18 protein-coding genes and 1 pseudogene are annotated in these 13,427 nt (G+C 68.7%); 14 read left to right on the top strand and 5 right to left on the bottom strand.

Annotated features, from left to right (window positions below; translation table 11 throughout):
- The first annotated feature begins 6 nt into the window (after positions 1-6).
- From ybeY to G6N56_RS07490, 4 genes are all read left to right on the top strand, one after another.
- Positions 7-540 carry an rRNA maturation RNase YbeY gene (ybeY, locus tag G6N56_RS07505; protein WP_085254730.1) on the top strand — a complete coding sequence of 178 codons (534 nt, stop codon included), beginning with the start codon at positions 7-9 and terminating at the stop codon, positions 538-540.
- On the top strand, positions 537-1,847 hold the full coding sequence (locus G6N56_RS07500) for a hemolysin family protein (protein ID WP_085254729.1): 1,311 nt from the start codon (positions 537-539) through the stop codon (positions 1,845-1,847). Before ybeY ends, G6N56_RS07500 begins: the two co-directional genes overlap by 4 nt.
- Before the next feature lie 64 nt (positions 1,848-1,911).
- The gene (gene era, locus G6N56_RS07495; RefSeq protein WP_085254797.1) at positions 1,912-2,811 is read left to right on the top strand and encodes a GTPase Era; all 900 of its coding nucleotides are present in this window, start codon (positions 1,912-1,914) and stop codon (positions 2,809-2,811) included.
- Between the two features lie 56 nt (positions 2,812-2,867).
- On the top strand, positions 2,868-3,068 hold the full coding sequence (locus tag G6N56_RS07490; RefSeq protein WP_085254796.1) for a DUF2795 domain-containing protein: 201 nt from the start codon (positions 2,868-2,870) through the stop codon (positions 3,066-3,068).
- A gap of 90 nt (positions 3,069-3,158) precedes the next feature.
- Here the strand turns inward: G6N56_RS07490 and G6N56_RS07485 are convergent.
- The 3 genes and pseudogenes from G6N56_RS07485 to G6N56_RS07480 form a co-directional block, all read right to left on the bottom strand.
- A pseudogene (locus tag G6N56_RS07485) lies at positions 3,159-3,521 on the bottom strand (DEAD/DEAH box helicase); the annotation flags it as partial.
- On the bottom strand, positions 3,521-3,652 hold the full coding sequence (locus G6N56_RS29435; protein WP_264020585.1) for a hypothetical protein: 132 nt from the start codon (positions 3,650-3,652) through the stop codon (positions 3,521-3,523). The gene G6N56_RS29435 and the pseudogene G6N56_RS07485, both read right to left, overlap by 1 nt.
- Positions 3,653-3,724: 72 nt before the next feature.
- Positions 3,725-5,224 (bottom strand): amidase, encoded by a 1,500-nt coding sequence (locus tag G6N56_RS07480; RefSeq protein WP_085254728.1) that lies wholly within the window; start codon positions 5,222-5,224, stop codon positions 3,725-3,727.
- A 61-nt stretch (positions 5,225-5,285) separates the two neighbouring features.
- Here G6N56_RS07480 and recO point away from each other — a divergent pair, with 61 nt between their 5' ends.
- The 3 genes from recO to G6N56_RS07465 are packed head-to-tail and all read left to right on the top strand — an operon-like array spanning position 5,286 to position 7,394.
- The gene (gene recO, locus G6N56_RS07475; RefSeq protein WP_085254795.1) at positions 5,286-6,083 is read left to right on the top strand and encodes a DNA repair protein RecO; all 798 of its coding nucleotides are present in this window, start codon (positions 5,286-5,288) and stop codon (positions 6,081-6,083) included.
- The gene (locus tag G6N56_RS07470; protein ID WP_085254727.1) at positions 6,076-6,966 is read left to right on the top strand and encodes a decaprenyl diphosphate synthase; all 891 of its coding nucleotides are present in this window, start codon (positions 6,076-6,078) and stop codon (positions 6,964-6,966) included. Before recO ends, G6N56_RS07470 begins: the two co-directional genes overlap by 8 nt.
- A complete protein-coding gene (locus tag G6N56_RS07465; RefSeq protein WP_085254726.1) occupies positions 6,966-7,394 on the top strand; it encodes a hypothetical protein in 429 nt (142 codons plus the stop codon). Before G6N56_RS07470 ends, G6N56_RS07465 begins: the two co-directional genes overlap by 1 nt.
- A 5-nt stretch (positions 7,395-7,399) precedes the next feature.
- Here G6N56_RS07465 and G6N56_RS07460 read toward each other — a convergent pair whose 3' ends face one another.
- Together G6N56_RS07460 and G6N56_RS07455 are read right to left on the bottom strand one after the other, a co-directional pair.
- Positions 7,400-7,792 (bottom strand): Fur family transcriptional regulator, encoded by a 393-nt coding sequence (locus tag G6N56_RS07460; protein ID WP_085254725.1) that lies wholly within the window; start codon positions 7,790-7,792, stop codon positions 7,400-7,402.
- Complete coding sequence (locus G6N56_RS07455; protein WP_408632694.1) at positions 7,789-8,217, bottom strand: ArsR/SmtB family transcription factor; 429 nt, start codon at positions 8,215-8,217, stop codon at positions 7,789-7,791. The genes G6N56_RS07460 and G6N56_RS07455 overlap by 4 nt, the downstream gene beginning before the upstream one ends.
- 229 nt (positions 8,218-8,446) lie before the next feature.
- Here G6N56_RS07455 and G6N56_RS07450 point away from each other — a divergent pair, with 229 nt between their 5' ends.
- From G6N56_RS07450 to G6N56_RS07420, 7 genes are all read left to right on the top strand, one after another.
- Complete coding sequence (locus G6N56_RS07450; RefSeq protein ID WP_085254724.1) at positions 8,447-9,832, top strand: glycine--tRNA ligase; 1,386 nt, start codon at positions 8,447-8,449, stop codon at positions 9,830-9,832.
- Positions 9,833-10,264: 432 nt separating this feature from the next.
- Complete coding sequence (locus G6N56_RS07445; protein ID WP_408632671.1) at positions 10,265-11,473, top strand: PPE family protein; 1,209 nt, start codon at positions 10,265-10,267, stop codon at positions 11,471-11,473.
- 76 nt (positions 11,474-11,549) lie between these two features.
- A complete protein-coding gene (locus G6N56_RS07440; RefSeq protein WP_085254723.1) occupies positions 11,550-11,846 on the top strand; it encodes a WXG100 family type VII secretion target in 297 nt (98 codons plus the stop codon).
- 11 nt (positions 11,847-11,857) lie between these two features.
- Positions 11,858-12,142: a WXG100 family type VII secretion target gene (locus G6N56_RS07435; RefSeq protein WP_085254792.1), complete on the top strand. Its 285-nt coding sequence runs from the start codon at positions 11,858-11,860 to the stop codon at positions 12,140-12,142.
- A 307-nt stretch (positions 12,143-12,449) separates the two neighbouring features.
- Positions 12,450-12,710 (top strand): hypothetical protein, encoded by a 261-nt coding sequence (locus G6N56_RS07430; protein ID WP_085254722.1) that lies wholly within the window; start codon positions 12,450-12,452, stop codon positions 12,708-12,710.
- 72 nt (positions 12,711-12,782) lie between these two features.
- Positions 12,783-13,079, top strand: a complete 297-nt coding sequence (locus G6N56_RS07425) for a WXG100 family type VII secretion target (protein WP_163645094.1) — start codon at positions 12,783-12,785, stop codon at positions 13,077-13,079.
- Positions 13,080-13,116: 37 nt separating this feature from the next.
- Positions 13,117-13,401, top strand: a complete 285-nt coding sequence (locus tag G6N56_RS07420; RefSeq protein ID WP_085254792.1) for a WXG100 family type VII secretion target — start codon at positions 13,117-13,119, stop codon at positions 13,399-13,401.
- Positions 13,402-13,427 lie beyond the last annotated feature (26 nt).

Below are 13,427 nucleotides of genomic sequence, written 5' to 3'. Positions count from 1 at the left end.
CGCCCCGTGAGCATCGAAGTGTCCAACGAGTCGGGGATCGACGTCGCCGAAGCGGAGCTGGTCAGCGTCGCGCGCTTCGTCATCGCCAAGATGGACGTCAACCCCGCCGCCGAGCTGTCGATGGTGCTGCTGGACATCGCGTCGATGGCCGACCTGCACATGCGTTGGATGGACCTGCCCGGCCCCACCGACGTGATGAGCTTCCCCATGGACGAGCTCGAGCCGGGCGGACGCCCCGACGCCCCCGAGCCGGGCCCGTCCATGCTGGGCGACATCGTGCTCTGCCCGGAGTTCGCCTCCGAGCAGGCGGCCGCGGCGGGGCACAGCCTCGGGCACGAGTTGGCGCTGCTGACCATCCACGGTGTGCTGCACCTGCTCGGCTACGACCACGGCGAGCCGGCCGAGGAGAAAGAGATGTTCGATCTCCAGAACCGGCTGCTCGAGGAGTGGGTCGCCGAGCAGGTCCACGCGTACGAACAGGACCGTCAGAAGGAACGCGACCGCCGATTGCTCGACAAGTCAAGGTATTTCGAGAATTGACCGGTGTTCCTCAGCTGCTCGGTGCGATAGCCCTGATCGCCCTGGGCGGGCTGTTCGCGGCGATGGACGCCGCCATCAGCACGGTCTCGTTGGCCCGGGCCCAGGAGCTGGTCCGCGACGAGCGTCCGGGGGCGGTATCGCTGGCCGCGGTGGTGGCCGAGCGGCCCCGCTACATCAACCTGGTCGTGCTGCTGCGGATCACGTGCGAGGTCACCGCGACCGTACTGCTGGTGGTGTTCCTCTACGACAACTTCGGCATGCGATGGGCGCTGTTCGGCGCCGCGGCCATCATGGTGGTGACCAGCTTCGTGGTCATCGGCGTGGGTCCGCGCACCCTCGGGCGGCAGCACGCCTACTCGATCTCGTTGACGACGGCCCTTCCGCTGCGCGCGATCTCGTGGCTGCTGATGCCGCTCAGCCGGTTGCTCGTCATCCTGGGTAACATGCTTACCCCGGGCCGCGGCCTGCGCAACGGGCCGTTCGCGTCCGAGATCGAACTGCGCGAAGTGGTCGACCTTGCCCAGCAGCGCGGCGTGGTCGCCGCCGACGAGCGCCGGATGATCCAGTCGGTCTTCGAGCTCGGCGACACCCCGGCCCGCGAGGTGATGGTGCCCCGCACCGAGATGATCTGGATCGAGAGCGACAAACTGGCCAGCCAGGCGATCAACCTCGCCGTGCGCAGCGGCCATTCCCGCATCCCGGTGATCGGCGAGAACGTCGACGACATCGTCGGGGTGGTGTATCTGAAAGACCTTGTGCAGCACACCGTCCGGTCGGGCGACGGCGGCCGGGGGGCCACCGTGGCCCAGGTGATGCGGCCCGCGGTGTTCGTGCCGGACTCCAAGCCGCTGGACACCCTGCTGCGCGAAATGCAGCGCGACCGCATCCACATGGCGCTGCTGGTCGACGAGTACGGCGCGATCGCCGGCCTGGTCAGCATCGAGGACGTGCTGGAGGAGATCGTCGGCGAGATCGCTGACGAATACGACCAGGCCGAGACGGCCCCGGTGGAAGACCTGGGCGACAAGCACTTCCGCGTCTCGGCCCGGCTGCCGATCGAAGACGTCGGCGAGTTGTACGGGGTGGACTTCGACGACGACCTCGACGTCGACACCGTGGGCGGCCTGCTGGCGCTGGAATTGGGCCGCGTGCCGCTGCCCGGCGCGGAGGTCGTCTCGCACGGCCTGCGCCTGCACGCCGAGGGCGGCCCCGACCACCGCGGCCGGGTGCGGATCAGCACCGTCCTGCTGAGCCCGGCGGAATCCAACGGCTCGGCCGACGGCTCCGACGGCGAGGGCCCGTCATGACGCCGAGCGTGAAGCCACGGCGAAAAATCGGCCGAAAACTCGCCACAGTTTCACGGTGGGCGACATGACCGGATTTCATTCGGGCTTCGTGTGCTTGGTCGGGCGGCCGAACACCGGCAAGTCGACACTGACGAATGCGCTGGTGGGCGCCAAGGTGGCGATCACCTCGATGCGCCCGCAGACCACCCGGCACACCATTCGGGGCATCATCCACCGCGACGACTTCCAGATCGTCCTGGTCGACACCCCCGGACTGCACCGCCCCCGCACTCTGCTGGGCAAACGACTCAACGACCTGGTGCGCGACACCTACACCGAGGTCGACGTGATCGGGCTCTGCATCCCCGCCGACGAGGCGATCGGCCCCGGCGACCGTTGGATCGTCGAGCAGATCCGGTCCACCGCCCCCAAGACGACGCTGGTCGCGATCGTCACCAAGATCGACAAGGTGCCCAGAGACCGGGTTGCGGCGCAATTAGTCGCGGTCAGCGAGCTGGTCGGCGACTCGGCCGAGATCGTTCCGGTGTCGGCCGCGACGGGGGAGCAGGTCGACGTGCTCGTCGGCGTGCTGGCGGCGGCCCTGCCCGAGGGTCCGGCGTACTACCCCGACGGCGAGCTCACCGACGAACCCGAAGAGGTTTTGATGGCCGAGCTCATCCGCGAGGCCGCCCTCGAGGGCGTGCGCGACGAGCTGCCGCACTCGCTGGCGGTCGTCATCGACGAGGTGAACCCGCGGGAGGGGCGGGACGACCTCATCGACGTGCACGCCCTGCTTTACGTCGAGCGGGACAGCCAGAAGGGGATCATCATCGGCAAGGGCGGGGCGCGGCTGCGGGAAGTTGGCACCGCGGCGCGCGCCCAGATTGAGAAGTTGTTGGGCACCAAGGTCTATCTCGACTTAAGGGTGAAGGTGGCCAAGAACTGGCAGAGCGACCCCAAACAGCTTGGCCGGCTAGGGTTTTAGAACGGGCCGGGTTTATCCGTCCCGCGCCGCTTAGCCCGCACGGCACGCCATCTCAAGTGACCGATCTTCAGAAGTCGCTGTCCGGATTCGACTACCCGGGTGCGCCGGCGGACCTGGCCGCACATGCCGAGCAGCAGGGCGCCGACAGCGAGCTCGTCGAGACGCTGCGCGGTTTGGAGAAAGACAGCTTCGCCGGACCCAGCGCCGTCATGCACGAGCCGGGCTACCAGGACGTGGTTGGCGGCTCGAAAACCTAGCGCCGGCGGCTTGTTTCGGCGCACGACCACCGACGCGGTCGCGGTCAAAGCGACGATCGGGATCGACTCCCCGAGCCGGCGGAAGACATCGGCCAGGCGCCGATAGTCCGGCCGGAAGTCGTGGCCCCACGCCGACACGCAGTGCGCCTCGTCGACCACGATCAGCGACAGCCAGGCTTCGCTCAGCCGGGCGACCACCTCGTCGTTCGCCAGCTGCTCGGGGGCGATGAACACGAAGTCGCCCTCCGAGGAGTCGACGGCCTGCCAGCCGCGCCGGCGCTCGGCCGCCCGCAGGCCCGAATTGATGGCCACGGCGGTGCCCGCGCCGCTGCCCTCGATGGCGCTGACCTGGTCCTCCTGCAGCGCGATCAGCGGCGACACCGCCAGGGTCACCCCGTCGATGAGCAGGGAGGGCACCTGGTAGATCGCCGACTTGCCGGACCCGGTCGGCATCACCGCAGCACGTCGCGACCCCGCAGGACCGCCCGCATCGCGTCGCGCTGGTCGTCGGTGAGGATTTCCCAGCCAAAGTGGCTACGCGCAACCGCGTCCAGGTCGGGGTCGTCCCGCCCGAATCCGCCCACTGCGGACCACTACCCGGTGTCGCGGTCGGCAAACGCCCACCGCGGCGCTTCGGCGCTGTGCCGCTTGGGGTTTCATCTCCGGGGCGGGGGAGCGCCGGGCACCGGCGGGGTGTCCGTGTGGTGATTCCACCACGCCTTCGGCTGCTTGCTCGCCCAGCCGCAGACGGCCTCGAGCTCGGCGGCCAGCGAGATCAGCATGCCTTCGCTGTTCGCCGGACCCATCAGCTGCACGCCGATCGGCAGGCCCTCGGAGGTGAACCCCGCCGGCACGCTGATCGACGGCCAGCCCAGCACGTTCCACGGCCAGGTGACCGGGCACGCGGCGATCATCGCCCGGTCGGTGCCGTAGCTGCCCATGCGGTCGAAGGACCGCGCCAGCGGGGGTGGCTGCGCGGTGGTCGGCGCCAACACCACGTCGACGATGTCGAAGATCGAGCCGACCCGGCGCTGGTCGGCGACTTCGTGCAGGCGCGCGCTGCGCAGGATCGCCTGCCCCAGGATGTGGCCGAGTCGCAGGTTCGCCACCGTGCGGGGGTCCAGGACGACGTCGTCACCGAGCCGCTCCTCCCAGTCCCGCAGGCCGGCGGTCGACCGGACCAGGAAGTCCCACGACAACCGCATGCCGTAGTCGGGGTTGCCGGTCACCACCTTGTGGCCGAGCAGTTCCAGTTGCTTGCCCACCGCCCGGGTGGCGGCCAGGATCTCCGGATGCAGCTTCGCGCGAAACCCGGTGTAGGGGAAGCGCGTCGACAGCGCAATGTTCAGCGGTCCCGGGGCGATTCCCACATAGTCGGACGCCGTGAGCGGGGGCGGCTTGTGCCGGTCACCCTCGACGTTTCCCGACGCGGCGTCCAGCACCAGCGCCGCGTCGGCCACCGTGCGCGCCAGCACGCCGTTGACGGTGAGGCCGTTGAACGCCTCGGGCAGCGGCCACGTCGAGATGCGGCCGCGCTGCGGCTTGATGCCCACCAGGTGCGTCCAGGCGGCGGGGATGCGGACGCTGCCGGCCCCGTCGGAGCCGATGGCGGCGGTCACCAGTCCCGCGGCGACGGCGGCGGCGCTGCCGCCCGATGATCCGCCCGGCGTGTGCCGGCGCGACCAGGGATTGTGGGTGTGGCCAAAGCCCGGGCCGCTGGTGAACGGCCACTGGCCCAGCTCGCACGTGTTGGTCTTGCCGACGATGACGGCGCCGGCCTTCTTCAGGCGGCGCACCACCTCGGCATCCTGCGTGGCCGGCCGGACGTGCCCCTGGGTTCCGAAGGCGGTCGGCACCCCAGCAACGTCGACGTCATCCTTGACCGCGATCGGGATGCCCAGCAACGGCGCGGTATCACCGGCGGCGCGGCGCCGGTCGGCCTTGGCCGCGTCGGCGAGCGCGGACTCGGTGAGCACCACCCGGAAGGCGTTCAGGGTGGACTGGCTGGTGTTGATGGCGTGTAGGGATCGGCGTACCAATTCGTCCGACGTCACCGCCCTGCTGGCCAGCTGATAGAGCAGGTCAGTCAAGGTGGGCAGGCGTCGGCCACCGGATCCGGAAACGGATCCGAAACCGGAGCCAGACGTGCCAACCACGGGTTGAGAGACTATCGGCGCGGATGCCCGCATTGTCGCGGCGGGGTGCAAAACTATGGGGATGCGGCTGTATCGAGACCGGGCTGTTGTGCTGCGCCAGCACAAGCTCGGCGAAGCCGACCGCATCGTCACCCTGCTGACCCGCGATCATGGGCTGGTCCGCGCGGTGGCCAAGGGCGTCCGCCGCACCCGCAGCAAATTCGGCGCGCGGCTCGAGCCGTTCGCGCACATCGACGCGCAGCTGCACCCCGGCCGCAACCTCGACATCGTCACCCAGGTCGTCGCGATCGACGCGTTCGCCACCGACATCGTCAGCGACTACGGCCGGTACACCTGCGGCTGCGCGATGCTGGAGACCGCCGAACGCCTCGCCGGCGAGGAGCGGGCGCCCGCCCCGGCGCTGCACCGGCTCACGGTCAGCGCGCTGCGGGCGGTGGCCGACGGGCGCCGCTCCCGTGACCTGCTGCTGGACGCCTACCTGCTGCGCGCCATGGGCACCGCCGGATGGGCCCCGGCGCTGACCGAGTGCGCGCGCTGCTCCACCCCCGGCCCGCACCGGGCGTTCCACATCGCCGCCGGGGGCAGCGTGTGTGCGCACTGCCGCCCCGCCGGTGCGACGACGCCCCCGCCCGGGGTGCTGGATCTGATGTCGGCGCTGCACGACGGTGATTGGGAGTTCGCCGAACAGACCCCGCAATCGCACCGCAGCTACGTCAGCGGGCTGGTGGCCGCGCACCTGCAATGGCACTTGGAACGGCATCTCAAGACGTTGCCGCTGGTGGAGCGGACCTACCACGTCGATCGGGCCATCGCCGACCGGCGCGCGGCGCTGCCCGGGCAGGATAGGGACTGTGGTTAGCAGAGCCGAGCGCAAGGCGGCATCCGACTTCCCGCAGCTCCCGCCCGCTCCCGACGACTATCCGACCTTCCCCGACACCTCGACGTGGCCGGTGGTGTTCCCGACGCTGCCGCCGTCACCCGACGGCGGCCCGCGCCGCCCACCGCAGCACGTGTCCAAGGCGGCCCCGCCCCGCATCCCGGCCGACCGACTGCCCAATCACGTCGCCATCGTGATGGACGGCAACGGGCGCTGGGCCACCCAGCGCGGCCTGCGGCGCACCGAGGGCCACAAGATGGGCGAGGCCGTGGTCATCGACATCGCCTGCGGCGCGGTGGAACTCGGGATCAAGTGGCTCAGCCTCTACGCCTTCTCCACCGAGAACTGGAAGCGCTCGGCCGAGGAGGTCCGCTTCCTGATGGGGTTCAACCGTGACGTGGTCCGACGGCGGCGGGAAGTCCTCAACGAGATGGGGGTGCGGATCCGGTGGGTCGGCTCGCGTCCGCGCCTGTGGCGCAGCGTCATCAACGAGCTGGCGATCGCGGAGCAGCTGACGAGGAACAACGACGTGATCACCATCAACTACTGCGTCAACTACGGCGGCCGCACCGAGATCGCCGAGGCGGCCAGGGAGATCGCCCGCGAGGCCGCCGCGGGCCGGCTGAACCCGGAGCGGGTCAACGAGTCCACGATCTCGCGGCACCTGCAGCGCCCCGACATCCCCGACGTCGACCTCTTCCTGCGGACATCGGGGGAGCAGCGGGCCAGCAACTTCATGCTGTGGCAGGCCGCTTACGCCGAGTACATCTTCCAGGACAAGCTGTGGCCCGACTACGACCGCCGCGACCTGTGGGCCGCCTGCGAGGAATACGCCTCGCGCAACCGTCGGTTCGGGAGCGCCTGATGCCGTCGCTGCAGGATCGCCTGGCGCACATCCTGGGCGACGCCCTTCCCGTCGAGGCCGAACCCGACGGCGCGCTCACGGTACGGCACAACGGCACGTTCGCGTCGCTGCGCGTGGTGAACATCGCCGAGGACCTGGATCTGGTGTCGCTCACGCAGGTCCTGGCCTGGGACCTGCCGCTGACCAAGAAGGTCAGCGACCAGGTAGCCAGGCAGGCGCGCGACCTCAACTTCGGCAGCGTCACGATGACGGAGAAGGTCAACGACAAGGCGGTGCGGCGCAACTCCGGCAGGGGCGCGGCCAAGGCCGCCGACGTGATGCTGCGGTACAACTTTCCCGGCGCCGGCCTGACCGACGGCGCGCTGCGCACGCTGATCCTGCTGGTGCTGGACACCGGCGCGCAGATCCGGCAGGCCCTGACGTCCTGATCCGCTCAGGACCGGCAGTCGCTGCAGGTGCCGAAGATCTCGATCGTGTGGCTGACGTCGGAGAAGCCGTGCTTGGCGGCCACCTGGGCGGCCCAGTCCTCCACCTCGTGGTCGCCGATCTCGATGGTCGAACCGCAGCAGCGGCACACCAGGTGGTGGTGATGGTGCTGCGAGCAGCTGCGGTAGACCGACTCCCCGGTGTCGGTGCGCAGGGTGTCGACCGTCCCCGCGGCCGCCATCGACTGCAGCGTCCGGTAGACGGTGGTCAGCCCGATGTTCTCGCCCCGGTGCCGCAGCTCGTCGTGCAGGTCCTGGGCCGAACGGAACTCGTCGAGCGAGTCCAGCAGGGTGGCGATGGCCGTGCGCTGGCGGGTGGAGCGCACGCCGGCGCCCGTCACGGGGTGTCCTCGCCCGCGTGCGCGACGGCGTCGACCACGATGTGCGCCAGGTGGTGATCGGCGAGCCGGTACAGCACTTCCCGGCCGGAACGCTCGCCGGCGACCACGCCTGCCGACTTGAGGATCTTCAGGTGCTGGCTGACCAGCGGCTGGGGCACACCGAGCGCGTCGACGAGTTCGTGCACGCAGCGGTGGGACTCCCGCAGCTGCAGCACGATCGCGATCCGCACGGGTGCGGCCAGCGCGCGCAGCAATTCGCCGGCGGCGTCCAGGATCTCCCTCGGGGGCGGCACGGGATATCCCGGCTCGGGGCGGTCACCGGATCGCCCACCGGCGTGCTCGTGGGCGGGGCCGAGGACGCTCAGGCTCGCATCCAGGTCGCCGTCGGCGGCGGTCGGCCCCGCAGGGGGCCCGAAAGAAGGCATCACCATGGGAAAGAGAGCCATCACCTCGAGAAGTGGCAGGTAGGGGGGTCGGCCGGCCGAAGAGGGCGCCGACCCATTGCCCTCCACTGTCACATGCATGATGACGCATGTCAAAGACCACCGCGCAGCTCGCTACCATGACTGGTGCTCTGCGCGCGGCGGTCGACCGCCGCAGCCGTTCGCCCCTCGACCCCGAAGGCTCGACCCCAAGAAAGGAGCGGACCACCCCGTGGCGTCCGTCATTGACACCGTCGTGAACCTGGCCAAAAGGCGGGGCTTCGTCTACCCCTCGGGCGAGATCTACGGCGGCACCCGATCGGCATGGGATTACGGTCCGCTGGGCGTCGAACTCAAGGAGAACATCAAGCGGCAATGGTGGCGGTCGGTGGTCACCGGCCGCGACGACGTCGTGGGCCTGGACTCGTCGATCATCCTGCCGCGACAGGTGTGGGTGGCGTCCGGCCACGTCGAGGTGTTCAACGACCCGCTGGTCGAGTGCCTGAACTGCCACCACCGGCACCGCCAGGACCACATGCAGGAGGCGTACGCGGCCAAGAAGGGCTTGGACGACCCGGACTCGGTGCCGATGACGGAGATCGTCTGCCCGGACTGCGGCACCAAGGGGCAGTGGACCGAGCCGCGCGAGTTCAACATGATGCTCAAGACCTACCTCGGGCCGATCGAGACCGAGGAGGGGTTGCACTACCTCCGTCCCGAGACCGCGCAGGGCATCTTCGTCAACTTCGCCAACGTCGCGACGACCGCACGCAAAAAGCCGCCATTCGGCATCGGCCAGATCGGTAAGAGTTTCCGCAACGAAATCACCCCTGGCAATTTCATCTTCCGCACCCGTGAGTTCGAGCAAATGGAGATGGAATTCTTCGTCGAGCCATCCACCGCTAAGGAATGGCATCAGTATTGGATCGACACCCGGCGGCAATGGTATGTCGACCTGGGTATCGATCCCGAGAACCTCCGGCTGTTCGAGCACCCGGCGGAGAAGCTGTCGCACTACTCCGATCGCACCGTCGACATCGAGTACAAGTTCGGCTTCGCCGGCAACCCGTGGGGCGAGCTGGAGGGGGTGGCCAACCGCACCGACTTCGACCTGTCGACGCACTCGAAGCACTCCGGGGTCGACCTGTCGTTCTACGACCAGGTCACCGACAGCCGCTATGTGCCATACGTCATCGAGCCGGCGGCCGGGCTGACCCGGTCGTTCATGGCGTTCATGATCGACGCCTACGTCGAGGACGAGGCCCCGAATGCCAAGGGCGGCATGGACAAACGGACGGTGCTTCGACTCGATCCGCGGCTGGCGCCCGTCAAGGCGGCCGTGTTGCCGCTGTCGAGGCACGCCGACCTGAGTCCCAAGGCCCGCGACTTGGCCGCCGAATTGCGCAAGTGCTGGAACATCGACTTCGACGACGCCGGCGCCATCGGCCGCCGCTACCGGCGTCAGGACGAAGTCGGGACGCCCTTCTGCGTGACGGTGGATTTCGATTCGCTCGAGGACAACGCCGTCACGGTGCGCGAGCGTGACCACATGACCCAGGAACGGGTTGCGATGGACGCCGTCGCCGATTACCTCGCGAAGCGGCTCAAGGGCTGCTGACCGCATCCGAATCCGGGCCTCCGCGTCCGCGAGACAGCAAATGCCGGCGCGCGCATCGGCGATGCGCTGAACTTCGGATCGGCCGGCGATGCGTGTTCGAATTCCGAAGGGCCGGCGGTGGCGCGGAATTTCGCCGCAGCCCGGGCGTCGCCGTCTGCGGGCCGCGCGGGGGAGCGGATCCCGCGCCTGAACATCGCATTAACCCGGTGAGAATTGTGTGGGGCGGTCGCCATGCGCCTCGCTACCTGGACAGATATCCGTCGGCCAGCGCGTCGGACCGCCGCCGTCCGGTGCTGGAAATCAATTAACGAAAGCCCCTGTTTTCGCCGCGGAATTGGCTTACGATCCAACAGTGGTTGTCAGCGCAGGTCGAACGGCCGCGCACGTGCCGTGTGATGTCGAAGCCGTTTTTGCGGCTGGAGGTGTTGACTAGTGACGTTTCCTTCCTTTCCGTGGTTTCCCCCGGAGATCAACTCAGCGTTGATGTTCGGCGGGGCGGGCTCAGGGCCGATGTTCGCCGCCGCGGCCGCGTGGGACGGGCTGGCGGCTGACCTGGCGGCCGCGGCATCGTCGTTCAACTCGGTGGTCACGGGATTGACCAGCGGGCCCTGGGCGGGTCCGGCGTCGTTGGCCATGGCGGCCGCGGCGACACCGTATGTCGGGTGGTTGAGCGCGGCGGCGGGGCAAGCCGAGTCGGCGGCCGCTCAGGCGCGGACGGCGGCGACGGCCTTCGAGGCGGCGCAGACGGCAACGATCCCGACCCCGGCGGTGGTCGCGAACCGCGTCCAGCTGATGGCGCTGATCGCGACGAACATCCTCGGCCAGAACACGCCCGCGATCGCGGCGACCGAGTTCGAGTACATGGAGATGTGGGCCCAGGACGTGGCGGCGATGTTCGGCTACCACGCGGGGGCCATGACCGTGGCGTCCGCATTGCCGGCGTTCAGCCTCCCCCCGGTGAGTCTGGCGGGTCTCTCGTCGATCCTGGCGGCGCCGCTGACGGGTGTGGCCTCGCAGGCGGCGACGTTCGCATCGTCGGTCGGAGGCGCGATATCGGCTCCGGTGAGCGGCGTCATGTCGGCGGTCGCACCCGCCGTGTCGCAGGTTTCGGCGCTCGCATCCGCGGCGCCGATTTCTTCGCTCTCCACGGTCGCCCAGGTGGGCATGATGCCGGTGAGCATGATGATGTCGCCGATCATGATGGCCGCCCAGGCGGGGATGAGTGCGTCGAGCCCGGCGGCGCTGGCGAGTGCGAACACCGCGGCCGCGGCCGTGCCCAAGATGGTCGACGCCACCGCGCCCATCGGGAAGGGATTCGGTGGCGGCGTGGGCGGCCTCGGCGACGCGGCGGCCGGCCTCGGGAAGGCTCGGCTCGTCGGGGCGATGTCGGTGCCGCCGACGTGGCAGGGATCGGCGCCGTCCCGGATGGTCAGCGCCGCGATGTCGGGGCTCGGCGAGGGGCCGGCCGCCGCGGCGGCCGGTGCCCCGATGGGCGGCGGCATGCCGATGATGCCGATGCCGATGGGCGGAATGGGAGCGGGCGGCGGCATGCCGGGCGGGATGCTCGGCCGCGGCGGCGCCAGCCCGACCCACGTGGTTCAGCAGCGGCCTAGCGTCGTGCCGCGCACCGGGGTCGGATAACCGGCCCGCTTAGACGTTGCCCGCCGTAGCGGCGGCGGGTGATGACATTCCAATTCAGTGTGAAGGGAGCATTTCAGTGACTACTCGGTTCATGACCGACCCGCACGCGATGCGTGCGATGGCCGGTCGTTTCGAAGTGCATGCGCAGACGGTGGAGGACGAGGCCCGCAAGATGTGGGCGTCGTCGATGAACATCGCCGGCGCGGGGTGGAGCGGCCAGGCCCAGGCCACGTCCTACGACACGATGGGGCAGGTCAACCAGGCCTTCCGCAACATTGTGAACATGCTGCACGGGGTTCGCGACGGCTTGGTCCGCGACGCGAACAACTACGAGCAGCAAGAGCAGGCTTCGCAGCAGATCTTGAGCAGCTAGGGGATATGACGATGACGATCAATTACCAGTTCGGTGACGTTGACTCCCACGGTGCCCTGATCCGGGCCCAGGCGGCGTCGTTGGAGGCCGAGCACCAGGCCATCGTTCGCGATGTGCTGGCCGCCGGTGACTTCTGGGGTGGCGCCGGTTCGGTGGCGTGCCAGGAGTTCATCACCCAGTTGGGTCGTAACTTCCAGGTGATTTACGAGCAGGCCAACTCCCACGGCCAGAAGGTGCAGACCGCCGGCAGCAACATGGCGAGCACCGACAGCGCCGTCGGGTCCAGCTGGGCCTGATCGACCGCTCGAGGGGCGCGGGTAACACCTGGAGGATTCCGGTGCTACCCGCGCCTTCGCGCTTTTGCCCGTATCGACCGCCGCTCGCGCCAGTCGTGCTCGAGGTGGTTCGTACCGGACAAAGCGAAAATCGGGAATTCCCAGATAAGGTCTTCGGAGTTAACTTACGATTCGATAGTGCTCGGTGGCGACTGAGTCGCCGCCGGGTCCGGGATGAAATCGGGTGTGGAAGGGGGCTAAGGTGTTACTCCCTCTCGGTTCGCCGCTGCCAGACGATTCGGTAGCGGCGGCCCGCGGTGAGTCGGGAATGCTCGGCGGATTGTCCGTCCCGCTCAAGTGGGGCGTGGTGGTACCGCCGGACGACTATGACCATTGGGCGCCGGAAGACGGCGTGGAGGCCGACTCTGCGGCCGAACCGGTCCCGGGGTTGATAACCAACGAGCCCGAAGAGGCTTTCGACGAGTGGGCCGAGCAGGCCGAATGGGGCGGCTGGGAACCCGAACCCGAGCCCCGCTTCGACTTGCCCCGGACGAGCCGCATCGTTCCCCACTCTCCAGCGGCGGGTTAAGTCCCCCGCGCCGGCAATCACGACGTCCATCTGTACAAGTCCAAGTAATCAATCCAAAAGGAGACAGCCACCATGGCAACACGCTTTATGACTGACCCGCACGCGATGCGGGCGATGGCGGGTCGTTTCGAGACCCACGCGCAGACCGTTGAGGACGAGGCCCGCAAGATGTGGGCGTCGTCGATGAACATCGCCGGTGCCGGCTGGAGCGGCCAGGCCCAGGCGACCTCCTACGACACCATGGGCCAGGTCAACCAGGCCTTCCGCAACATCGTGAACATGCTGCACGGGGTTCGCGACGGCTTGGTCCGCGACGCGAACAACTACGAGCAGCAAGAGCAGGCTTCGCAGCAGATCCTCGGCAGCTAGTACCGGCTACCGTCCACTACTTGAAAAGGAGCTAGACATGACCATTAACTACCAGTTCGGCGATGTGGACTCCCACGGCGCCCTGATCCGCGCGCAGGCCGCCTCGCTGGAGGCCGAGCACCAGGCCATCGTTCGCGATGTGCTGGCCGCCGGTGACTTCTGGGGCGGCGCCGGTTCGGTCGCCTGCCAGGAGTTCATCACCCAGTTGGGTCGTAACTTCCAGGTGATTTACGAGCAGGCCAACTCCCACGGCCAGAAGGTGCAGACCGCCGGCAGCAACATGGCGAGCACCGACAGCGCCGTCGGGTCCAGCTGGGCCTGACGCACCGCTTTCTCGAACCCGGGGCC

Origin of the sequence: Mycobacterium saskatchewanense, from assembly GCF_010729105.1 — a bacterium.
GTDB classification, from domain to species: Bacteria; Actinomycetota; Actinomycetes; order Mycobacteriales; family Mycobacteriaceae; genus Mycobacterium; species Mycobacterium saskatchewanense.
This window is presented reverse-complemented; position numbering and strand designations above follow the sequence as displayed.

What these genes read in the sequence shown, in the direction of transcription:
- era (WP_085254797.1), top strand. Translation starts at nt 1,912, where the DNA reads ATGACCGGATTTCATTCGGGCTTCGTGTGCTTGGTCGGGCGGCCGAAC.
- recO (WP_085254795.1), top strand. Translation starts at nt 5,286, where the DNA reads ATGCGGCTGTATCGAGACCGGGCTGTTGTGCTGCGCCAGCACAAGCTC.
- G6N56_RS07465 (WP_085254726.1), top strand. Translation starts at nt 6,966, where the DNA reads ATGCCGTCGCTGCAGGATCGCCTGGCGCACATCCTGGGCGACGCCCTT.
- G6N56_RS07455 (WP_408632694.1), bottom strand. Translation starts at nt 8,217, where the DNA reads ATGCCTTCTTTCGGGCCCCCTGCGGGGCCGACCGCCGCCGACGGCGAC.
- G6N56_RS07435 (WP_085254792.1), top strand. Translation starts at nt 11,858, where the DNA reads ATGACGATCAATTACCAGTTCGGTGACGTTGACTCCCACGGTGCCCTG.
- G6N56_RS07430 (WP_085254722.1), top strand. Translation starts at nt 12,450, where the DNA reads ATGCTCGGCGGATTGTCCGTCCCGCTCAAGTGGGGCGTGGTGGTACCG.
- G6N56_RS07425 (WP_163645094.1), top strand. Translation starts at nt 12,783, where the DNA reads ATGGCAACACGCTTTATGACTGACCCGCACGCGATGCGGGCGATGGCG.
- G6N56_RS07420 (WP_085254792.1), top strand. Translation starts at nt 13,117, where the DNA reads ATGACCATTAACTACCAGTTCGGCGATGTGGACTCCCACGGCGCCCTG.